We start from the raw sequence: 20629 nt of genomic DNA on the forward strand, positions 1-20629 counted from the left end.
GTTCCGTCGTGAGGGGTGGATGATCCGGGCGCGCGGGCCCGACGGGAGATTCTATCGCGATCCGACCTGGATGATGCCGCCCGCGCTCTCCTCGGCGATCTCCTGGTAGGCGGCGAAGAGCAGGGACTGGTCGGGCGCCTGCAGCACGGTCGGCTTGCCGATGTCGTCGAGGAGGACGAATCGCAGCTGGCCCGCGCGCGCCTTCTTGTCGCGCTGCATCGTCGCGAGCAGCTGGTTCCAGGCGCCCGCGCGGTAGGTCGTCGGGAGCCCGAGCGAGGTGAGGATGCTCCGGTGGCGGTCGACGGCCGCGTCGCCGAGGCGTCCCGCGAGGCGCGACAGCTCGGCCGCGTACATCATGCCGATCGAGACCGCCGCGCCGTGGCGCCACTGGTACCGCTCCGCATGCTCGATCGCGTGTCCGAGGGTGTGTCCGTAGTTGAGGATCTCGCGCGGGCCGGCCTCCCGGAAGTCGACGCCCACGACCTCCGCCTTCATGCGGATCGCCAGCTCGATGCAGCGACGGAACTCGTCGGTGGTCACGTCGACCGCGCGCGCCGGATCGGCCTCGACGATGTCGAGGATCTCGGGATAGCGCACGAAGCCGGCCTTGAGCACCTCCGCGAAGCCGGCGACCGCCTCGTTCGCGGGCAGCGGCTCGAGGAGCTCGAGGTCGCAGAGCACCGCGCGCGGGGCCCAGAAGCTGCCGACGAGGTTCTTCCCCTCGGCCGTGTTGATGCCGGTCTTGCCGCCGATCGCCGCGTCGACCATGCCCAGCACGGTGGTCGGGACCTGCACGACCGCGACGCCCCGCAGCCAGGTCGCGGCCGCGAAGCCCGCGAGGTCGGTCGCCGCTCCCCCGCCGAAGCCCACGATCGCGTCGGTCCGGGTGAAGTCTGCCTGGCCGAGGATCTGCCAGAGGAAGGAGGCGACCTCGACCCGCTTGGCGTCCTCCGCGTCCGGGATCTCGGCGAGCAGCACCTCGATGCCGCCCTCCGCGAGCAGCTCCTCCCGGAGGTCGCCGGCGATCCGCCCGAGCGACGGCTGGTGCACGATGAGCACCTTCTTCGCCTCAGGGGGCAGCGCCTGGCGCAGGTCGTGCCTGGCGCCGCGGCGCACCGTCACGTCGTAGCCGGGATCGCCCTCCACCCGGATGGTCGTCTCCTCGCTCATCGCGCGTTCTCCTCGCCTTCTCCGTGCTCTCCGGCCGGGCTCAGCTCGATGCCCAGCCGCTCGGCCGCCCAGGCGGCCGCGTCGTCTACCACGCGCCGCAGGGGGCCGTGGGAGGTGTCGAACGTCCGATCCGCGAGCCGCTCGTACACCGGCCGCCTCTCCTCGCCGATCCGCCGCCATTCGGCCATCGGGTCCTCGCCCGCGAGGAGCGGGCGCCGCCCCCCGCGGATCCGCGAGGCGACGGTGCGCTCCGAGACCGTGAGGAGCACGACGAGGTGCTCGGCGAGCAGTCGCTGCGTCTCCGGCGCGAGCACCGCGCCACCGCCGAGCGAGACGACCCCGCCGGCCTCGACGGCCTCGCGAACGGCCTCGCGCTCGATCTCGCGGAACGCGCTCTCGCCGCGGGTGCGGAAGATCTCGGCGATCGGCCCGTGCGCGCGGACGATCGCCGCGTCCGTGTCGGCGAACGGCACGCCGAGGCGCTTCGCGACGCGCCGTCCGATGCTCGTCTTCCCCGCCCCCATCGGGCCGATGAAGCAGACGGCCCGCCCGTCAGCCATGCGGCAGCGACGCCGCGGTCGTGCGCAGGGTGTCGGGGATCGCGGCGAGGTACGCGTCGAGGTTGCGGCGCGTCTCGTCGATCGAGTCGCCGCCGAACTTCTCGAGCACGACGTCCGCGAGCGTGATCGCGACCATCGCCTCGGCCACGACGCCCGCCGCGGGGACCGCGCACACGTCGGAGCGCTGGTGGTGCGCCGTCGCCTTCTCGCCGGTGGACACGTCGACGGTCTCGAGCGCCCGGGGCACCGTGGCGATGGGCTTCATCCCGGCGCGCACGCGCAGCACGGTTCCCGTCGACATCCCGCCCTCGGTGCCGCCCGCGCGGTCGGTGCCGCGCGCGACGCCGTCGTCCGTGGGGTGCAGCTCGTCGTGGGCGGCGGAGCCGCGGCGGCGCGTCGTCTCGAAGCCGTCGCCGACCTCGATGCCCTTGATGGCCTGGATGCTCATGAGCGCCTGCGCGAGCTTCGCGTCGAGGCGGCGATCCCACTGCACGTGGGAGCCGAGGCCAGGGGGGAGGCCGTAGGCGAGGACCTCGACGATGCCGCCGAGGGTGTCTCCCGCCTTCTTCGCGTCGTCGACCTCCGCGACCATGCGGGCGCTGGTGTCCGCGTGGAAGCAGCGCAGCGGATCGGCGTCGAGGGCGTCGACGTCGTCGGGGCCGGGGACCGGCGCGTCGGCCGGCACCTGCACGGGGCCGATCGACAGGGTGTGGCTCACGAGGCGGATGCCGAGCTCGCCCAGGAAGCTGCGTGCGATGGCGCCCAGCGCCACCCGCGCCGCCGTCTCTCGGGCGCTCGCGCGCTCGAGGATCGGGCGGGCCTCGTCGAAGCCGTACTTCTGCATGCCGACGAGGTCGGCGTGGCCCGGACGCGGGCGGGTGAGCGGAGCGGAGCGCCCGCGCGACTTCGCGGTGAGCTCGACGGGCTCGGGGCTCATGACCTCGGTCCACTTGGGCCACTCGGTGTTCCCCACGCGCAGCGCGATGGGGCTGCCGAGCGTGCTGCCGTGCCGCACGCCGCTGGAGATCGTCAGCTCGTCCTGCTCGAACTTCATGCGCGAGCCGCGGCCGTAGCCGAGCTTGCGGCGCTGGAGGTCGGCCTGGATGGCCGACGACGAGACGGGGACCCCCGCGGGGAGTCCCTCCATGACGGCGATGAGTTCGGGGCCGTGCGATTCGCCGGCCGTCAGCACGCGGAGCATGGCACTAGTCTCCCATGCTCCGCGAGCGGGTCCGCGTCACGCGACCGCGCGGCGCATGGCGTCGACGATCGCGGGCTCGTCCGGGAGCGGCAGGTCGGGATCGCCGCCGACGAAGATCCGCACCTGCAGCACCGCCTGGTGCAGCAGCATCCCGAGACCGTGCCCCGCCGCTCCTGGCCACCGCGTCGCGAGCGGCGACGGCCAGGGGCTGTAGGCGACGTCGAAGAGCGCCCCGCCGATCGCACCGAGGCGATCCGCTGTCTCGTCCGGCAGCGCGGTGCCCCCGGGCAGCGTCGCGATCGTGAGGTCGACCTCGTCCGCGGCGTCGGGGAGCGCGGCGACGCGCACGTCCGCCCCGAGATCCGGGGCGAGGCCGGCGAGGGCCGCGGCGCGCTCGGGGCGACGCGCGGCGATCTCGATGCGCGACGCGCCCATCTCGGCGGCCGCGACGAGGGCGGAGGTCGCCGTCGCGCCGGATCCGACGATGCGCACGCGGTCGACGGGCGCGTCGCCCCGCTCCTCGCGCAGGGCGCGCACGATGCCGCCGACGTCCGTGTTGAACGCGCGGGGGCCGCCGTCCGGGGCGCCGCCGTCGGGCCCCCGCAGGAGCAGCGTGTTCGCGACGCGGGTGAGCAGCGCGCGGCGGTCGCGCTCGCCGGTCGCCCGGAAGGCGCGCTCCTTGAGGGGGTGGGTCACGGCGAGGCCGCGCGCGGACGAGGAGGCGAGCATCGCGTCGAACCGGTCGGGCGAGACCTCGCGGCGCGAGAACCCCCAGTCGAGGCCGAGCGCGCGGTAGGCGGCGAGGTGCAGCTGCGGCGAGCGGCTGTGCCCGATCGGCGAGCCCCACACCTCGAGGTGCGCGGCGGGCATCAGCAGCCCCGGTCCGGGTTGTCCGCGCACCACTCCTGCCACTGCTGGACGGCCTCCTCGTGCTCCGCGTACGTGTTCGTGAAGACGGTCTCGCCGGAGTCGAGGTCGACCGTCACGAAGTAGAGCCAGTCGCCCGCGGCGGGGTTCATCGCCGCGTCGATCGCCCGGTCTCCCGGGTTCGAGATCGGCCCGGCGGGCAGCCCCGTGTGCTGGTAGGTGTTCCACGGGTTGTCGTCGTCGAGCGCCTCCTGGGTGCTCGACGCGCTGCCGTCGTGCATCTCGCCGTATCCGTACTGGGCGGTCGAGTCCATCTGCAGGTACCCGTGGGTCTCCGGGTTCGACGAGTCGATCCGGTTCTCGATGACGCGCGAGACCTTGTAGAAGTCGTCCGGGAAGCGCGCCTCGCGCTCGATGATCGACGCGATCGTGAGGATCCGCTGCGCGTCGCCGCCGGAGACGCCCGCGCTGTCGAGGGAGGAGCGGGTGCGGTCGACCATCGCCTGGATCGCCTCGGCGGGAGACGTGTCGGGACCGAAGTTGTAGGTCGCCGGGAAGAGCCATCCTTCGAGGCTGTCGGCGTCGACGCCGTAGTCGGCGGGGTCCTCGAGCGCCGCGCGCACCTCGTCCTCCGACACGTCGAGCCCCGTCGCGATGACCGGGACGGCGCCGTCGATCGAGGTGCCCTCGGGGAATCCGACGCCGCCCTGCACGAGGCTGTCCGGGTCCTCGAGCGCGGCGAGGGCGGCGGCCGACGTCATCTTCTGCTGGAGGCGGTACACGCCCGGCTGGAACTCCGGGTTCTGCTGCGCGCGCACGAGCATGTCGTAGAAGGCGGACTCGGTGAGCGTCACGCCGGCCTCGTAGAGGCTGACCGACACCTCGTACCCCGTGTCGCCCTGCGCGATCGCGACGAGGGCCTCCCCCGTCGCCTCGCCCTCCTCGTAGTCGGCCGGCTCCTGGTTCAGCCCGAGGAAGCTGCCCACGCGCTGTCCGAGCGAGTCGATCGCGTAGAGGCCTCCCGCGACGGCGCCGCCGAGGATCACGACGATGACGATCGCCCAGATGGCGCATCCCCCGCGTCGCCTCCTCTCCTTGCGGGCGGGGCCGTCCCCGTCGTCGAACAGCGTCTCGAGCGAGGTCGAGGCGGTCTGCGTCGGCGGCTCGGATCCCGCGGCGGACGCCGCAGGCCGCTCGTCGCGCGGCGGGCGGGGGCCGGCCTGCGCACTCGCCGTCGGGCGAGGAGCGGGCCGCTCGCTCGCCGTCGGGCGGGGCGCCGCCTCCTCGCGGGGCGCGCGCGCCGGCTCCTCGCTCCCGGTCGGCACCGAGTCCCTGGCCGATTCGGCCTCCTCCGCGCGGGCGACCGCGGCGAGGCGCGCCGCCCTCTCCGCGCGCACGACCTCCTCCTGGCGTCTCGTCGCGTCGTCCGCGGCGGTCTGCTCGGAGGCGCGCTGGCGGGAGCGCATCTCGCGCCGAGTGAGGGGCGCGCCGTGGGGGGAGGTCGACGGGTCGGTCATACGCGTGTGGTCACTCCTCGTCCGGGCCGAGCACCTCGCCGGGTGCGCGGCCTGTTCGCTTCTCGGTGTCGATCGCGTGCTGCAGGAACACCACGGCGGCGACCTGGTCGACGACGCCGCGGGACGCCTTCTGAGAGCGTCCGGACTGGCGCAGCGCCTGGTGGGCGCTCACCGTGCTCAGACGCTCGTCGACGAGCCGCACGGCCCGATCCGGCCGGGCGGCGCGGATCGCGTCGGCGAACTCGCGGGCGTCGGTCGTCGACGGCGTGTCCTCGCCGCGCATGTTCAGCGGGAGCCCGACGACGATCTCGACGGGCTCGTGCTCGTCGATGAGGGCGCCGATGCGCCCCAGGGATCCGTCGTCGCGGGGCACCGTCTCGACGGGCACCGCGAGCATCCCGTCGGGGTCGCATCGCGCGACGCCGATGCGGGCCCGGCCGACGTCGACGCCGAGCCGGACCCCCCGCCGGAACTCCTGCATGCGGGTCAGAGCCCCTCGACGGCGCGTCGCACGGCGTCGAGCGCCGCGGGGATCGCCTGCGCGTCCGCGCCGCCGCCCTGCGCGAGGTCCGGCTTGCCGCCGCCTCCGCCGCCGAGCGTCTGCGACGCGACCTTGACGAGGGCGCCCGCCTGGGCTCCCTCGCGGCGCGCGGCCTCGTTGGTCGCGACGACCACGACGGGCCGTCCGTTCGCCTCGCCCGCGAGGACGACGACCGCCGGGTCCGATCCGAGGCGCTCGCGCACCTGCGTCACGAGCGCGCGCACGTCGTCCGCCGACCCGACCTGCCCGAGCGACTCCGCCACGAGCGAGACGCGTCCCGCGCGCGACGCCCGGCCGGCGAGATCGGGTACGCGCTGCTGCAGAGCCTGCGCCTCGAACGCCGCGATGCGCTTCTCCGCGGCCTTGAGGCTCGCGGAGAGCTCGGACACGCGATCGAGGAGCCGGTCCCTCGGGGTCTTCAGCGAGGAGGTCAGCTCGGCGACGAGAGCGCGCTCGGCCGTGAGCTCGCGGAAGGCGTCCTCCCCCACGAGCGCCTCGACGCGACGGTTGCTCGCCCCCACCGACGACTCGCCCGTGAGCGAGATGAGGCCGATCTCGGACGACGCCGCGACGTGCGTGCCGCCGCAGAGCTCGCGCGACCAGGGCCCGCCGATGTCGACCATGCGGACCGTCTCGCCGTACTTCTCGCCGAAGAGCGCCATGGCGCCCTGGGCCTTCGCCTCGTCGAGCGAGAGCAGGCGGGTCGTCACCTCGAGGTTGTCGCGGACCGCGTTGTTGGCGATCTCCTCGATCTCGCTGCGCGTCTCGGGCGACAGCGCCTGGCCCCACGTGAAGTCGAAGCGCAGGTAGCCGGCGCGGTTGAGGGATCCGGCCTGCGTCGCCCCCGAGCCGAGCGTGTCGCGAAGGGCGGCGTGCACGAGGTGCGTCGCGGAGTGCGCCTGCTGCGCCGCACGCCGGTTGGCGGCGTCGACCACGGTGGTCGCGGCGTCGCCGACGCCCACCTCGCCCGTCGTCACCTGCACGGTGTGGCTGATGAGGCCGGGGACGGGACGCTGCACGTCGAGCACCTCGAGCTCGAAGCCGCTGCCCGTGATCGTGCCCCGGTCGGCCACCTGGCCGCCCGACTCGGCGTACAGCGCGGTCTCGGAGAGCACCACCTCGGCGATCTGCCCCGCCGTCGCCCTCTGCGCGGGGGCGCCGTCGACGAGGAGCCCGAGCACGCGGGTCTCGGTGACGAGATCGTCGTAGCCGGTGAACGTCGTCTCGCCCTGCGCGCGGAGGTCGCGGTAGACGCTCACGTCGGCGATCGTCTGCTTGCGCGAGCGCGCGTCGGCCTTCGCCCGCTGCCGCTGCTCGCGCATGAGGGCGTCGAAGGCGTCGCGGTCGACGCCGAGGCCGGCCTCCTCGGCGACCTCGAGGGTGAGATCGATCGGGAAGCCGTAGGTGTCGTGCAGCAGGAAGGCCTGGTCGCCCGCCAGCTGAGTGCGCCCGGACTCCTTCGCCTGGCCGACGGCGGTGTCGAGGATCGTGGATCCGGCCGTGAGCGTGCGCAGGAACGTCTCCTCCTCCGCGAAGGCGGAGGACGAGATCCGCTGCCAGTCGGCGCGCAGCTCGGGGTAGTTGTCGGCCATGGCGTCGCGCGACGCGGCGAAGAGCTCGGGGAACGTGGCCTCCTCGACGCCGAGGAGGCGCATCGAGCGCACCGTGCGGCGCATGAGCCGACGCAGGATGTATCCGCGGCCCTCGTTCGACGGCGTCACCCCGTCGCTGAGCAGCATGAGCGAGGACCGCACGTGGTCGGCGACGACGCGGAAGCGCACGTCGTCCTCCCTGTCGACCCCGTAGCGGCGCCCGCTGATGTCCGCCGCGCGGTCGAGCACCGGACGCACCTGGTCGGTCTCGTACATGTTCTCGACGCCCTGCTTGAGGAACGCGACGCGCTCGAGCCCCATGCCGGTGTCGATGTTCTTCTCGGGGAGCTCCCCGACGATGTCGAACTCGACCTTCGAGCGCACGTTCTCGATCGCGTACTGCATGAAGACGAGGTTCCAGATCTCGAGGAAGCGGTCGTCGTCGACCGCCGGCCCGCCGTCGCGCCCGTAGGCGGGACCGCGGTCGAAGTAGATCTCGGAGCAGGGGCCGGCCGGACCGGGCTGTCCCGTCGTCCAGTAGTTGTCTTCGCGGCCCATGCGCTGGATGCGCGACGCGGGCAGGCCGGCGAGGCGCCGCCAGAGGTCCTCCGCCTCGTCGTCGTCCTCGTAGACCGTGACCCAGAGGTCCTTCTCGTCGAATCCGAGGCCGCCGTCGGCCTCGCTCGAAGTGAGGAGCTCCCAGGCGTAGCTGATGGCCTCCTCCTTGAAGTAGTCGCCGAACGACCAGTTGCCCATCATCTGGAAGAACGTGCCGTGGCGGGCGGTCCTGCCGACCTCCTCGATGTCGTTCGTCCGGATGCACTTCTGCAGGTCGGCGATCCGCGGATGCGGAGCCGGGACCACGCCGGTGAAGTGGGGGATGAAGGGCACCATGCCGGCGACCGTGAACATCAGCGACGGGTCGTCGCTGACGAGCGACGCCGACGGGACGATCGTGTGGTCCTTCTTCCGGAAGAACTCGAGGTAGCGGTTGGCGATCTCCGCGGTCTTCATGTGAGGGTGTGTGTCCTTGGTCTGTGACGGGAGGAAGCGGCCGTCCGGAGACGACCGCGGGCGGGGCGGAGAGGGGTCAGGCGCGCTCGTCGCGCGCGACCTCCGCGCGGTAGGCGTCGCCCACCGCATCCGTGAAGCCGCTGATCCTCGCGTCGATCGACGCGAGCAGCTCGTTGCCGCGCGGATCCTTGTTGACGAGGTGCGCCAGCACGAATCCGCCGAGGACGCCGAGGACGAGCAGCAGCAGGTTCTTCATGTCTTCTCCGGGGTCGAGAGGCGAACGGTCACGCGAGACTCCATCCTAGGCGCTCGTCGGGACGACCGTGGGTGCGACAGAGGGCGTCGCGAGCACGAAGCCCGCGACGCCCTCTGAGATGCCGATGAGGCGATCAGCGCGCGGCGTAGTACTCGACGACGAGCTGGACCTCGCACACCACGGGGACCTCGGCGCGCTTCGGACGGCGCACGAGCGTCGTCTGGAGCTTGTCGAGGGACACCTCGAGGTAGCCCGGAACGGGGGGCAGGACCTCGGCGTGGCCGCCGGCGGCCGCGACCTGGAAGGGCTCGAGGCCCTCGCTCTTGGCCTTGACCTCGATCGTCTGGCCCGGCTTCACGCGGAACGACGGACGGTCGACGATCTTGCCGTCCACGAGGATGTGGCGGTGCACGACGAACTGACGGGCCTGAGCCGTGGTGCGGGCGAAGCCCGACCGCAGCACGAGCGCGTCGAGGCGCATCTCGAGCAGCTCGACGAGGTTCTCACCCGTCAGGCCGTCCTGGCGGCGCGCCTCGTTGAACGCGATGCGCAGCTGCTTCTCGCGGATGCCGTACTGCTCGCGCAGACGCTGCTTCTCGCGCAGACGGACCGCGTAGTCGCTGTCGGTGCGGCGCTTCGTGCGGCCGTGCTGACCGGGGCCGTAGGGACGCTTCTCGAGGTAGCGCGCGGCCTTCGGGGTGAGCGCGACGCCGAGCGCGCGCGACAGGCGGACCTTGCGACGGTCCTGTGCCTTGGTGACCATGATTTCCTTTCACGTGCCGCGGGTGCGGCTGACACGGGCGTACATTCCCCGTTCGTCCCGATCGCGGGCGTACGCCGGACTGCCCGCGGGACATGCGAAGGGGATGTGCTCGGATCTCGAGCCGATCGATCTTATCAGGCGCTCGGGCCTCAGCCGTTCAGGATCCGTCGGATCCTCTCCAGGCGCTCCGAGACCACCCGCTCCTCGCCGTGCCCGGTCGGCTCGTAGTAGCGCTTCCCCCGCAGCGGATCCGGGAGGTACTGCTGGGCGAGCACGCCCCGCGCGTCGTCGTGGGGGTAGAGGTAGCCCTTGCCGTGCCCGAGGCGCTTCGCCCCCGGATAGTGGGAGTCGCGCAGGTGCTTCGGCACGGTGCCGATCCTCCCCGCGCGCACGTCGGCGATCGCCTGCTCGATCGCGACCGTCACGGCGGCCGACTTCGGCGCGGTCGCGAGGTACACGGTGGCCTCGGCGAGCGGGATCCGCCCCTCCGGCATGCCGATCCGCTGCACGGCATCCGCCGCCGCGACGGCGATCTGCAGCGCGCGCGGGTCGGCCATCCCGATGTCCTCCGCGGCGTGCACCATGAGCCGCCGCGCGATGAAGCGCGGATCCTCCCCCGCCTCGATCATGCGCGCGAGGTAGTGGATCGCCGCGTCGGGATCGGATCCGCGGATCGACTTGATGAAGGCGCTGATGACGTCGTAGTGCTCGTCGCCCTGCCGGTCGTAGCGCAGCAGCGCGCGGTCGACGGCCTGGGCGACGCGCTCCGCCGTGACGACGGGCCGCTCGTCGTCCTGCCGCTCGCTGAGCGCGACGCCGGCCGCCGCCTCGAGCGCGGTGAGCGCGCGCCTGGCGTCTCCGGAGGCGAGGTGGACGATCGCCTCCCGCGCCTCGTCCTCCAGGTCGACGGCGCCCGCGAGGCCCCTCGCGTCGCCGACCGCGCGGTCCACGAGCATCGCGAGGTCGTCGTCGGTGAGCGGCGTCAGCGTCAGCAGCAGGGAGCGCGACAGCAGGGGCGAGATGACGGAGAACGACGGGTTCTCCGTCGTCGCCGCGATGAGGATCACCCATCCGTTCTCCACGCCGGGGAGGAGGGCGTCCTGCTGCGCCTTCGTGAAGCGGTGGATCTCGTCGAGGAAGAGGATCGTGGACTGGCCGTACAGGTCGCGCTGGTCGAGCGCCTGCTGCATCACCTCGCGCACGTCCTTCACTCCGGCCGTGATCGCGGAGAGCTCGACGAAGCGGCGCCCCGACGAGCGGGCGATCGCCTGCGCGAGCGTGGTCTTGCCGGTGCCGGGCGGACCCCAGAGGATCACCGAGACGGTGCCGGGCTTCGAGGCCTCGGGATCCGCCAGAGCCACGATCGGGGATCCGGGGCCGAGGAGGTGCTGCTGCCCCGCCACCTCGTCGAGGGACGTCGGGCGCATCCGCACGGCGAGCGGGGTCTGCCCCTGGAAGAGGGCGCCGGATGCGTTCATCCCGTCCACGTTACGCGGCCTTCGCGAGGTGCGGGCGCGCCAGTTTGGTTCCGCCCCCGTGCGGGCGTAGTCTCTCGGGCGGTCCCACGTCGGCTGCAGATGAGGAGTTCCCGTGGCAACGGCCAAGAAGCGCGCTGCGCGCGAAGAGCGCGATCGCGCTCGCGCCTACGCGGCGCGCCAGCAGGTCCACGCCGTCCAGACCGGACGGCGTCGACGCGACAACATCATCGCCCTGAGCGTCGCGAGCGCCATCGTGCTCGGCGCCATCGGCGGCCAGACGCTGTTCTACACCGTGGGGCCCGGCTCGGCCGCCGAGTCCGGCGTCGCCGAAGACGGGTCGTGACCCTCCCCTCGTCCGAGGGCCGATTCGCGTACTAGGCTGGGCGCGTCCTGTTCCCCTTCCCGCGGACGCCGCGCTAAGGAGCCCCTCGTGTCGACCTCCGACAACACCCCCCAGACCTCTCAGAACGACGACGCCGCCGAGGCGCCCGTCCCCGGTCCGGTTCCGAGCCCTGCCGCGCTCGCCAAGCGCGCGAAGCCCGCACCCGCCCCTGCCGCCGCTGCCGAGGAGCAGCCCGTCGTGCCGGCCCCGCCCGCGACGCCGGGTGCCGCCGACTGGGGCCGCGTCGACGAGAACGGCGTCGTGTCGGTGCGCGAGGGCGACGCGTGGCGCGTCGTGGGCGAGTACCCCGACGGCACCCACGACGAGGCTCTGCAGTACTACGTCCGCAAGTACGACGACCTCGCCTTCAAGATCGCGGCGATCGAGCAGCGCCACCAGGCGGGCGGCGCCTCGGCGTCCGAGCTGCGCAAGCAGGCGGCGCAGCTCCGCGACGACGTCGTCGGCGCGGCCGCGGTCGGCGACCTCGCCGCCCTCGAGCAGCGGCTCACGGTCGTCCTCGACGCCCTGGAGGAGGCCGCGAAGGCCGAGCAGGCCGCTCAGCGCGCCGCGGTGGACGCCGCGATCGCCGAGCGCGAGCAGATCGTCGTGCAGGTCGAGCAGCTCGCCGCCCGCGATCCGAAGAGCGTGCAGTGGAAGCAGGCGACGGCCGAGCTGAACGACCTCTTCGCCGCATGGCAGACGCACCAGAAGAACGGACCCCGCCTGCCGAAGTCGACCGCGCAGGCCCTCTGGAAGCGCTTCCGCGACGCCCGCTCCCGCGTCGAGCGCGCCCGACGGGCGTTCTTCGCGGAGCTGGACGAGACGCACAAGACGGCGAAGGCCGAGAAGACGCGCATCATCGAGCGCGCCGAGGCCCTTGCCTCGCAGGGCGAGCAGGGCATCCCCGCCTATCGCGCGCTCCTCGACGAGTGGAAGCGCTCGGGCCGCGCCGGCCGGAAGGCCGACGACGCGCTGTGGGCGCGGTTCAAGGCCGCGGGCGACGTCCTCTACGGCGCTCGCGCCGAGCGGAGCGCCGAGGAGGAGGCCGAGTCGAAGCCGCGCATCGAGGCACGCGAGGCTCTGCTCGCCGAAGCGGAGAAGGTCGCCGACATCGCCGACCTGAAGAAGGCCAGGTCGGTGCTCACCGACATCCAGCGCCGGTGGGACGAGATCGGGCGCATCTTCCCGCGGGAGGTCGAGCGCGGTCTCGACAGCCGCATGCGCCGCATCGAGGTCGCCCTCAAGGAGCGCGAGGACGTGGACTGGACGCGCAACAACCCGGAGACGAAGGCGCGTGCGAACGACCTCGGCTCCCAGCTGCGCGAGGCGATCTCCGACCTCGAGGCTGAGCTCTCCCGCGCGCAGGAGTCGGGCGACGCGAAGGCCATCTCGGACGCCCAGGAGGCGCTCGACGCGCGCGTCGCCTGGCTGCGCGCGATCGGCGGCTGACGACTTCCGTCCACAGGCACGAACGCCAGGGGCCATGACGCGGGATACTCGCGTCATGGCCCCCTTCGTCCTCCGCCCCGGCGCCCTCTCACCCGCGGAGCTGTCCGCCGCGCTCCTCGACGGAGACGTCGTCCCTGTCGGCGAGGCCTTCTCTCCTGTCGCCTCGATCGATCGACCGGATCTGCGTGCGGCGACGCTCGGACACCTCGTGCCGCGCGGCTGCGCGATCGTCGAGCTGGCCGCGGCCTGGGTGCACGGCGCGCTCCGCCGCCCGCCGGAGATCGTCCGGTTGCGGCTCATCCGCGGCCGCAGCGGGTCCGGCGCGCCGGCGCCGGACGGCGCGCGGCTGCTGAGCAGGCGCATCGATCCCGCGCACGTCGTCTCACGGGGCGGAACGGAGGTCTCCGGCCTCGGGCGCACCGTCTACGACCTGTGGGCCTCCCATCTCGGGGAGCCCTCCGAAGCCGTGGGCGGAGCGGTCAGGCGCCTCCTGCGCGATCCCCTCGCCCAGGAGTCCCTCCTGGCGCACCTGGAGGGCATCCCGCGCCTCCCGCATGCGCGCACGATGAGGAGCGGCGTCGCGGCGCTCCGCGCCGAACAGGCTCAGGACGACGTGACGCGGTAGACGTCGTAGACGCCCTCGATCCGCCGCACCGCGTTCAGCACCCGATCGAGGTGCACGGTGTCGCCCATCTCGAACACGTAGCGGCTGATCGCGAGCCGGTTGCGCGAGGTGCTGACGGACGCCGACAGGATGTTCACGTGGTGCTCGGTGAGGATCCGCGTGATGTCGCTGAGCAGCCCCGCCCGATCGAGCGCCTCGACCTGGATCTGCACGAGGAACACCGAGCCCGCCTGCGGCGCCCATTCGACGTCGATCATGCGCTCCGGGGTGCGACTCAGCGCCTGGACGTTCGTGCAGTCGGCGCGGTGGACGGACACGCCGCTCCCCCGCGTGACGAATCCGACGATCTCGTCGCCCGGCACGGGGGTGCAGCATTTTGCGAGCTTCACGAGGATGTCGGGCGCGCCGCGCACGAGGATCCCGGAGTCGCCGGCGCGCGCGGCCGACCGCTCGCTGGCCGTCGGGGGCAGCTCGATGGCGCCCGTCGCCGGCTCCGCGTCGCTCAGCGCCGCCTGCACCTTCTCGAGGACGGACTGCGAGGACACGTGCCCCTCGCCCACCGCCGCGTAGAGCGCCGAGATGTCCTCGTATCGCATGATCGAGGCGACCTCGGGCAGCGCCTCCTTGAGGCGCGCGAGCGGCAGGTGGTGCCGGCGCATGGCGCGGGCGATGCTCTCCTTGCCCTGCTCGATGGCCTCCTCGCGGCGCTCCTTGGTGAACCACCCGCGGATCTTGTTGCGCGCGCGCGTGGACTTCACGAAGGTCAGCCAGTCCTGGCTGGGCCCCGCATCGGGGTTCTTCGAGGTGAAGACCTCGACCACGTCGCCCGACTGCAGCTCGGTCTCGAGCGGCACCAGGCGCCCGTTGACCTTCGCGCCCATCGTGCGATAGCCGATCTCGGTGTGCACCGCGAAGGCGAAGTCGACGGGCGTGGCGCCCGCGGGGAGGCCGATGACCCGTCCCTTCGGGGTGAAGACGTAGACCTCCTTCGCCCCGATCTCGAAGCGGAGCGAATCGAGGAACTCCCCCGGGTCCTTCGTCTCGGCCTGCCAGTCGCTGAGCCGCGCGATCCACGCCATGTCGGGCCCGGAGGCCTTCTCGTCGGCGCGCCCGGCGTTCGACGCCATCCGCTCCTTGTACATCCAGTGCGCGGCCACGCCGTACTCGGCCTGCTGATGCATCTCCTGCGTGCGGATCTGGATCTCGACGGTGCGCCCGCCCGGGCCGATCACGGTCGTGTGGAGCGACCGGTAGAGGTTGAACTTCGGGGTCGCGATGTAGTCCTTGAAGCGGCCGGGCAGCGGCGTCCAGCGCGCGTGGATGGCGCCGAGGACGCCGTAGCAGTCGCGCACCGTCTGCACGATCACGCGGATGCCGATCAGGTCGTAGATGTCGTCGAACTCGCGGCCGCGGACGACCATCTTCTGATAGACGGAGTAGAGCTGCTTCGGCCGGCCGGACACGGTCCCGCGGATCCTCAGGTCGGACAGGTCGCGGTTGACCTCGTCGATCACGCGCTGCACGTACTGCTCCCGCTGCGGGGTGCGCTGCTTCACGAGGCTGTCGATCTCGTTGTAGATCTTCGGGTACAGCACGGCGAAGGAGAGGTCCTCCAGCTCGCTCTTGATGGCCTGGATGCCGAGCCGGTGAGCGAGAGGCGCGTAGATCTCGAGCGTCTCCGTGGCCTTCTTCTTCGCCTTCTCGGGCGGGACGAAGCCCCAGGTCCGCGCGTTGTGCAGGCGGTCGGCCAGCTTGATGATGAGGACGCGCACGTCCTTCGACATCGCGACGATCATCTTGCGCACGGTCTCCGCCTGCGCGCTCTCGCCGTACTTGACCTTGTCGAGCTTCGTCACGCCGTCGACGAGGAGGGCCACCTCGTCGCCGAACTCGGCCGTCAGCTCGTCGAGCGGGTACCCGGTGTCCTCGACCGTGTCGTGCAGGAGCGCCGCCGCGATCGCCCGCGGTCCGAGGCCGAGCTCCGCCAGGATCTGGGCGACGGCGAGGGGATGGGTGATGTACGGCTCGCCGCTCTGCCGTTTCTGCCCGCGGTGCTTCTCCTCCGCGACCCGATAGGCCTTGTCGATGATCGCGATGTCGCCCCGCGGGTGGTGGGAGCGGACCGTGTCGATGAGCTTCTGCACATCGGCGTTCGGCTTCGCCCGCGTGAAGATGCGGGGCACGAGCCAGCGCAGACTGGGACCCGTGGATGTCGTCTGCGCGTCAGCCATGTCCGGATACCCCTCCCGCGAGTGCGCTCATCCTATGTCGCTCAGGCCTCGCCGCGCGCCTCGCGCACACGCTGGTCGTGCTGCTGGATCGCCGGCTCCTTCTCGCGCAGGAGCGCGTAGAGCGGGGCGGCGACGAACATCGTCGAGTAGGTGCCGACGAGGATGCCCACGAAGATCGACAGCGAGATGTCGCTGAGCGTCTCCGCGCCCATCCCGAACACGCCGATGAAGAGGATCGCGCCGACGGGCAGCGCCGCGACGACCGCGGTGTTGATGGAGCGGATCAGCGTCTGGTTGACGGCGAGGTTCACCGACTCCCCGAAGGTGCGCTGCGATTCCTCGTCTGCCGTGTTCTCGCGGATCTTGTCGAACACCACGGCCGTGTCGTACAGCGAGTAGGCGAGGATCGTGAGGAACCCGATGACCGCAGAAGGCGAGATCTGGAAGCCCGCGAGGGAATAGATCCCGATGGTGATCACCAGCACGTCGAGGAGGCCGATGATGGCCGCCACAGACATCTTCCAGGTGCGGAAGTAGATCGCGAGGACGAGGAAGGTCAGAGCGAGGAAGATCCCGAGGCCCCAGAGGGACTGCTTCGTGACGTCCTGCCCCCAGGTCGGGCCGATGAACGAGTCGGTGACCTCGTCGGCGCTCACCCCGTAGGCGTCCGCCAGCGCCGTCGACAGGTCGCGGGTCTCGTCGTTGGTCAGCTGGGAGGTCTGCACGCGGATGTCGGCATCGCCGACCACCGTGACCTGCGACTCCGCCGAGGGCGCGACCTCGGCGACCGCGTCGGTCGCGATCGCCTGATCGGTCGACGCCGGGTTCGAGATCGTGAACTGCGATCCGCCCGTGAACTCGATCGAGAACTCCACCCCGCGCACGAACGGCGCGAGAGCGGACAGCGCCACGAGGGCGATGGCGATGATGAACCACATCCGCCGCCGCGGGATGAACGGAACGGATGTCTTGCCGGTGTAGAGATCGTTTCCGAGCTCGTTCATGGAGCGCATCAGCGGTCCCCCTCCCCGTTCGCGGAGCCGGTATCGGACTCGCCCGCGGCGAGCTGCTCGGCGCGTTTGCGCTCGGCGATGGTCTGGCGGCGCTCGGCCTCTCCCTGCGAGCGGGACCGGCGCGGCGCCACAGCGACCGGGCGCCGGAACGTCGTGCGCTCCTCGTGCACGGCCCCGAGCAGCTCCGGGTTCAGTCCGGACAGGGGGTGTCCTCCCCCGAAGAACTTCGTGCGCACGAGCAGCTGCATGACGGGATGCGTGAAGATCACGAAGATCAGCACGTCGAGCAGCGTCGTGAGGCCGAGGGTGAAGGCGAAGCCCTTCACCGTCGCGTCGGCGAGGATGTACAGCACGACGGCGGCGAGGATGTTGATCGACTTCGAGATGAAGATCGTGCGCTTCGCGCGGTCCCAGCCGTCCTCGACGGCGGCCGTCGGGGACTTGCCGTCGCGCATCTCGTCTCGGATGCGTTCGAAGTAGACGATGAACGAGTCGGCGGTGAAGCCGATCGTCACGATGAGTCCCGCCACGCCCGCGAGCGACAGGCGATAGTCGATGCGCCAGGACAGCAGGCAGAGCAGGACGAACGTGAGGACCGCCATGACGGCGAGCGACGCGATGATCACGAATCCGAGCGCGCGGTAGCTGACCAGCAGCACCCACAGCGCGACCAGCGCGAGGCCGATGAGGCCGGCGACGAGGCCGATCATGAGCTGCTGCGAGCCGAGGGTCGCCGAGATGGTGTCGCTCGAGACGACCTCGAAGCTCATGGGCAGCGCGCCGAAGCGCAGCTGGTCGGCGAGGAGCTTCGCCGACTCCTCGGCGATGCCGGGGCCGGAGATCTGCGGCTGGCCGTTGGTGATGACGGCGTCCATCGACGGCGCGGAGATCACGTCGCCGTCGAGGACGAACGCGAACTGGTTGAGGGGCGGCTGCTGACCGTAGAGGCGCTGGCTGATCTCGCCGAAGGTCTTCGCGCCCTCGCTGTCGAAGGTGATCTGCACGGCCCAGCGGCCGTTGTCCTGCGTGATCGCCGCCTGCGCGTCGTCGATCGCGGAGCCGTCGAGCTCGACCGGGCCGAGGATGTACTTGACCTGGTTCTCGACGTCGCAGGTGATGAGCGGCTCGGCCGACGGCGAGTGCGCCGGGTCGTTGTCCTCCGCCGTGCAGTCGTACGACTGCATCTCGGCCCACAGCCGGTCGGTCACCCAGTTGATGTCGCTGGCGTTCGTCGGCTCGACCGTGCGCTCGTCGTTCATGCTGTCGTCAGGCGTCGGGAACGGCGTCTCCTCGCCGTCCTCGCCGACGAAGCTCGTCGCGGGGTCGGTCGCGTAGATCACGGGGCGCAGCTGCATCTGCGCGCTGGCCTGCACGCGCTCGCGGGTCTGCTCGTCGGCGGTGCCGGGGATCTGGACGACGATGTTCTCGGATCCCTGGGTGGTCACCTGCGCCTCGCCCACGCCGGAGGCGTCGACGCGCTGGCGGATGATCTGCACCGCCTGCTGCATCTGCTCGCTGGTCGGAGTGGCGCCCTCGGTGTCGGCCGCCATGACGATCTGGGTGCCGCCCTGCAGGTCGAGCGCGAGCTCGGGCACCCAGGTGCCCTCCTTGAACAGGTGAACGCCCAGGGCGTTCGCGCCGAACAGGACCAGCGTGATCCCGAGCAGGCCGATCAGGGCGCGCCATGCGCGGCGCGTCGGAGAGGAAGTCGACACGGCGTCTCTTGCCTTCGTTCGTGAATGGACGCAGACGCCGCCGGAGGGATCCTCCGGCGGCGCTGCCGATCAGTTCTTGTCGTCGCGCGTGTCGGCGTCAGAGGAGTCGCCCGAGCGCGTCTCCTCGTCGTCGGCGGGACGATCGGTCTTCTCGAGCTCCTCGAGACCCTGGAGATCGTCGGGAACCTCGATCGTCTCGTCGTCCTCGATCGCCTCGTCCTCCGCCTCGACCGGCTCGTCCTCGAGCTGCGCGTCGGGGTCGATGACGACCGTCTGCGCGTGCACCTCGACCTCGACGCCCGGAGCGATCTCGATCACGGCGCGCTTCGTGAGGTCTTCGGCGTCGAACGAGACGAGCGTCCCGTAGAGGCCCGCCCGGGTCATGACGGGGGCGCCGGGGAGCAGAGAGCGCTGGCGCTTCTCCTCCTCCTCCTGCATCTTCTTGCGGCGGCGGTTGGAGCTGACGATCATCATGACGATGAGGCCGCCCGCGACGACGAGGAGAGCGATGTCCATAGGTTCGGGTAGCGCCTTTCACAGCTGGGGGCCTCGCGATCAGAGCGTCGCGAGAGGAGGCGCCAGGTGTGCCCCGGCGCATCTCACCGATTATAGGCCATCGACCGAGGTGGGCTCCTCCGGATGCGGGATGCCGAGATGTCCGTATGCGGCGGGCGTCGCGACCCGTCCGCGCGGGGTGCGCGCCATGAGCCCGACGCGCACGAGGTAGGGCTCGACGACGCTCTCGACCGTGTCCTGCTCCTCGCCCACGGTGACGGACAGCGTCGACAGCCCGACGGGGCCGCCGCGGAAGCGTCGGACGAGCGCGTCGAGGACGGCCCGGTCGAGGCGGTCCAGGCCGATGTCGTCGACGTCGTAGAGATCGAGGGCCGCGCGCACGCCGTCGAGGTCGAGCGCCGCTCCCCCGCCGTGCACGAGCGCCCAGTCGCGCACGCGGCGCAGCAGCCGGTTCGCGATGCGCGGCGTGCCCCGCGAGCGGCGGGCGATCTCCTCGCGCTGCGCGTCGCCGAGCCCGATCCCGAGCACCTCGGCCGAACGCCCGATCACGCGCTCGAGCTCCTCGGGCTCGTAGAACTCGAGGTGCGCCGTGAATCCGAACCGGTCGCGGAGGGGGCCCGGCAGGAGACCCGAGCGCGTCGTCGCGCCGACGAGGGTGAAGGGCGCGAGATCCAGGGGGATGCTCGTGGCGCCCGCGCCCTTGCCCACCATGATGTCGATGCGGAAGTCCTCCATCGCGAGATAGAGCATCTCCTCGGCAGACCTGGCCATCCGGTGGATCTCGTCGATGAAGAGCACCTCGCCCGGCATGAGGCTCGACAGCAGCGCCGCCAGGTCGCCCGCGTGCTGAATCGCCGGGCCGCTCGACATGCGCAGCGGGCGCTCGGACTCGTGCGCCACGATCATCGCGAGCGTCGTCTTGCCGAGCCCGGGAGGGCCGGCGAGCAGGATGTGGTCGGCGGGCCGCGCCTGGATGCGCGCGGCGTCGAGCAGCAGCTGCAGCTGCCCGCGCACCTTCTGCTGGCCGACGAAGTCGGCGAGGCTCTGGGGGCGCAGCGCCCCCTCGACCGCGAGCTCGACCTCGTCCTGCGGCTCGGGCGACACGACGTCGTCAGCCACGCGCGCCCCCGGACTGCGCGGGCCCCAGGACGGCGAGCGTCACGCGCAGGAGCGCCTGCACCGACGAGCGGTCGGCCTCGCTCGCCGTCTCGGCGGCCTGCGCGACGGCCTCGCGGGCGGTCTTCTCGGGCCAGCCGAGCCCGGCGACGGCCGCGACGACCTGCTCGGACACCGCGGGAGCGGGGGCCGATCCGCGGGGCGCGGAGGGAACGGGGGCCTGCAGTCGGCCCTGGAGCTGCACGGCGATGAGCTTCGCGGTCTTCGGCCCGATGCCGGACACTTTGCGGAACGGCTTGTCGTCCTCGGCCGCGACGGCCTCCGCGATCTGGTCGATCGTCATGCCGGACAGCACGCCGAGCGCCGACTTGGGGCCGACGCCCGAGACGCCGAGGAGGACGCCGAACACGTCGAGCTCCTCGCGGGTCGCGAAGCCGAACAGGCTCATCGCGTCGTCGCGCACGATGAGCGTGGTGTGCACGAACAGCTCCTCTCCCACGCGGGCGGTGCGGGCCAGGTCGGGGGGCACCGCGACGGCGAATCCCACGCCGGAGACATCGAGCACGAGCGTGTCGGGGCCGGCGGACAGCACGGAGCCCCGGAGCGAGGAGATCATGCCCCCA

The 20629-nt window shown here is 71.9% G+C and carries 19 protein-coding genes; 3 read left to right on the forward strand and 16 right to left on the reverse strand.

What is annotated here, in order from left to right; genetic code table 11:
- Window positions 1-51: 51 nt before the first annotated feature.
- From aroB to NHL53_RS05645, 10 genes are all read right to left on the reverse strand, one after another.
- Window positions 52-1170 carry a 3-dehydroquinate synthase gene (gene aroB / locus NHL53_RS05600; protein WP_433775864.1) on the reverse strand — a complete coding sequence of 373 codons (1119 nt, stop codon included), beginning with the start codon at window positions 1168-1170 and terminating at the stop codon, window positions 52-54.
- On the reverse strand, window positions 1167-1730 hold the full coding sequence (locus NHL53_RS05605) for a shikimate kinase (protein WP_433775865.1): 564 nt from the start codon (window positions 1728-1730) through the stop codon (window positions 1167-1169). The genes aroB and NHL53_RS05605 overlap by 4 nt, the downstream gene beginning before the upstream one ends.
- Window positions 1723-2931, reverse strand: coding sequence for a chorismate synthase (gene aroC / locus NHL53_RS05610; protein WP_433775866.1), 1209 nt, complete (start codon window positions 2929-2931; stop codon window positions 1723-1725). Before aroC ends, NHL53_RS05605 begins: the two co-directional genes overlap by 8 nt.
- Before the next feature lie 36 nt (window positions 2932-2967).
- A complete protein-coding gene (locus NHL53_RS05615; protein WP_433775867.1) occupies window positions 2968-3801 on the reverse strand; it encodes a shikimate dehydrogenase family protein in 834 nt (277 codons plus the stop codon).
- Entirely contained in the window at window positions 3801-5315 is a 1515-nt protein-coding gene (gene mltG, locus NHL53_RS05620) for an endolytic transglycosylase MltG (protein WP_433775868.1), read from the reverse strand. The genes NHL53_RS05615 and mltG overlap by 1 nt, the downstream gene beginning before the upstream one ends.
- 10 nt (window positions 5316-5325) lie before the next feature.
- A complete protein-coding gene (gene ruvX / locus NHL53_RS05625; RefSeq protein WP_433775869.1) occupies window positions 5326-5796 on the reverse strand; it encodes a Holliday junction resolvase RuvX in 471 nt (156 codons plus the stop codon).
- Between the two features lie 5 nt (window positions 5797-5801).
- Window positions 5802-8462, reverse strand: coding sequence for an alanine--tRNA ligase (gene alaS, locus NHL53_RS05630; protein WP_433775870.1), 2661 nt, complete (start codon window positions 8460-8462; stop codon window positions 5802-5804).
- Between the two features lie 76 nt (window positions 8463-8538).
- Window positions 8539-8718 carry a hypothetical protein gene (locus NHL53_RS05635; RefSeq protein WP_433775871.1) on the reverse strand — a complete coding sequence of 60 codons (180 nt, stop codon included), beginning with the start codon at window positions 8716-8718 and terminating at the stop codon, window positions 8539-8541.
- A gap of 133 nt (window positions 8719-8851) precedes the next feature.
- The gene (gene rpsD / locus NHL53_RS05640) at window positions 8852-9481 is read right to left on the reverse strand and encodes a 30S ribosomal protein S4 (protein WP_433775872.1); all 630 of its coding nucleotides are present in this window, start codon (window positions 9479-9481) and stop codon (window positions 8852-8854) included.
- A 149-nt stretch (window positions 9482-9630) separates the two neighbouring features.
- Window positions 9631-10959 carry a replication-associated recombination protein A gene (locus tag NHL53_RS05645; protein WP_433775873.1) on the reverse strand — a complete coding sequence of 443 codons (1329 nt, stop codon included), beginning with the start codon at window positions 10957-10959 and terminating at the stop codon, window positions 9631-9633.
- Window positions 10960-11071: 112 nt separating this feature from the next.
- Between NHL53_RS05645 and NHL53_RS05650 the strand changes: the two genes are divergently transcribed.
- From NHL53_RS05650 to NHL53_RS05660, 3 genes are all read left to right on the forward strand, one after another.
- Window positions 11072-11302 (forward strand): dioxygenase, encoded by a 231-nt coding sequence (locus NHL53_RS05650; RefSeq protein WP_433775874.1) that lies wholly within the window; start codon window positions 11072-11074, stop codon window positions 11300-11302.
- A gap of 87 nt (window positions 11303-11389) precedes the next feature.
- Window positions 11390-12790 carry a DUF349 domain-containing protein gene (locus tag NHL53_RS05655; protein WP_433775875.1) on the forward strand — a complete coding sequence of 467 codons (1401 nt, stop codon included), beginning with the start codon at window positions 11390-11392 and terminating at the stop codon, window positions 12788-12790.
- Between the two features lie 55 nt (window positions 12791-12845).
- Window positions 12846-13415: a hypothetical protein gene (locus NHL53_RS05660; protein ID WP_433775876.1), complete on the forward strand. Its 570-nt coding sequence runs from the start codon at window positions 12846-12848 to the stop codon at window positions 13413-13415.
- On the opposite strand, the gene NHL53_RS05665 is transcribed toward NHL53_RS05660, so the two are convergent.
- The 6 genes from NHL53_RS05665 to ruvA form a co-directional block, all read right to left on the reverse strand.
- Window positions 13394-15646, reverse strand: a complete 2253-nt coding sequence (locus NHL53_RS05665) for a RelA/SpoT family protein (protein WP_433775877.1) — start codon at window positions 15644-15646, stop codon at window positions 13394-13396. The genes NHL53_RS05660 and NHL53_RS05665 overlap by 22 nt on opposite strands.
- 41 nt (window positions 15647-15687) lie before the next feature.
- Entirely contained in the window at window positions 15688-16659 is a 972-nt protein-coding gene (secF, locus tag NHL53_RS05670) for a protein translocase subunit SecF (protein ID WP_433775878.1), read from the reverse strand.
- Window positions 16659-18374 (reverse strand): protein translocase subunit SecD, encoded by a 1716-nt coding sequence (secD, locus tag NHL53_RS05675; protein WP_433775879.1) that lies wholly within the window; start codon window positions 18372-18374, stop codon window positions 16659-16661. Before secD ends, secF begins: the two co-directional genes overlap by 1 nt.
- 69 nt (window positions 18375-18443) lie before the next feature.
- Window positions 18444-18890, reverse strand: a complete 447-nt coding sequence (locus NHL53_RS05680) for a preprotein translocase subunit YajC (RefSeq protein WP_433775880.1) — start codon at window positions 18888-18890, stop codon at window positions 18444-18446.
- 90 nt (window positions 18891-18980) lie between these two features.
- On the reverse strand, window positions 18981-20009 hold the full coding sequence (gene ruvB, locus NHL53_RS05685; RefSeq protein ID WP_433775881.1) for a Holliday junction branch migration DNA helicase RuvB: 1029 nt from the start codon (window positions 20007-20009) through the stop codon (window positions 18981-18983).
- Window positions 20002-20622: a Holliday junction branch migration protein RuvA gene (gene ruvA / locus NHL53_RS05690; protein WP_433775882.1), complete on the reverse strand. Its 621-nt coding sequence runs from the start codon at window positions 20620-20622 to the stop codon at window positions 20002-20004. The genes ruvB and ruvA overlap by 8 nt, the downstream gene beginning before the upstream one ends.
- Window positions 20623-20629 lie beyond the last annotated feature (7 nt).

Origin of the sequence: Microbacterium sp. gxy059 (assembly GCF_050958665.1) — a bacterium.
Taxonomy (GTDB): Bacteria; Actinomycetota; Actinomycetes; order Actinomycetales; family Microbacteriaceae; genus Microbacterium.

Bases quoted from the DNA above. Each gene is read 5' to 3' on its own strand.
- aroB (WP_433775864.1), bottom strand. From the start codon at position 1,170: ATGAGCGAGGAGACGACCATCCGGGTGGAGGGCGATCCCGGCTACGAC.
- mltG (WP_433775868.1), bottom strand. From the start codon at position 5,315: ATGACCGACCCGTCGACCTCCCCCCACGGCGCGCCCCTCACTCGGCGC.
- NHL53_RS05660 (WP_433775876.1), top strand. From the start codon at position 12,846: ATGGCCCCCTTCGTCCTCCGCCCCGGCGCCCTCTCACCCGCGGAGCTG.
- alaS (WP_433775870.1), bottom strand. From the start codon at position 8,462: ATGAAGACCGCGGAGATCGCCAACCGCTACCTCGAGTTCTTCCGGAAG.
- NHL53_RS05665 (WP_433775877.1), bottom strand. From the start codon at position 15,646: ATGGCTGACGCGCAGACGACATCCACGGGTCCCAGTCTGCGCTGGCTC.
- aroC (WP_433775866.1), bottom strand. From the start codon at position 2,931: ATGCTCCGCGTGCTGACGGCCGGCGAATCGCACGGCCCCGAACTCATC.
- NHL53_RS05615 (WP_433775867.1), bottom strand. From the start codon at position 3,801: ATGCCCGCCGCGCACCTCGAGGTGTGGGGCTCGCCGATCGGGCACAGC.
- NHL53_RS05605 (WP_433775865.1), bottom strand. From the start codon at position 1,730: ATGGCTGACGGGCGGGCCGTCTGCTTCATCGGCCCGATGGGGGCGGGG.
- NHL53_RS05635 (WP_433775871.1), bottom strand. From the start codon at position 8,718: ATGAAGAACCTGCTGCTGCTCGTCCTCGGCGTCCTCGGCGGATTCGTG.
- NHL53_RS05645 (WP_433775873.1), bottom strand. From the start codon at position 10,959: ATGAACGCATCCGGCGCCCTCTTCCAGGGGCAGACCCCGCTCGCCGTG.
- secF (WP_433775878.1), bottom strand. From the start codon at position 16,659: ATGCGCTCCATGAACGAGCTCGGAAACGATCTCTACACCGGCAAGACA.
- NHL53_RS05680 (WP_433775880.1), bottom strand. From the start codon at position 18,890: ATGGACATCGCTCTCCTCGTCGTCGCGGGCGGCCTCATCGTCATGATG.
- ruvX (WP_433775869.1), bottom strand. From the start codon at position 5,796: ATGCAGGAGTTCCGGCGGGGGGTCCGGCTCGGCGTCGACGTCGGCCGG.
- ruvA (WP_433775882.1), bottom strand. From the start codon at position 20,622: ATGATCTCCTCGCTCCGGGGCTCCGTGCTGTCCGCCGGCCCCGACACG.
- rpsD (WP_433775872.1), bottom strand. From the start codon at position 9,481: ATGGTCACCAAGGCACAGGACCGTCGCAAGGTCCGCCTGTCGCGCGCG.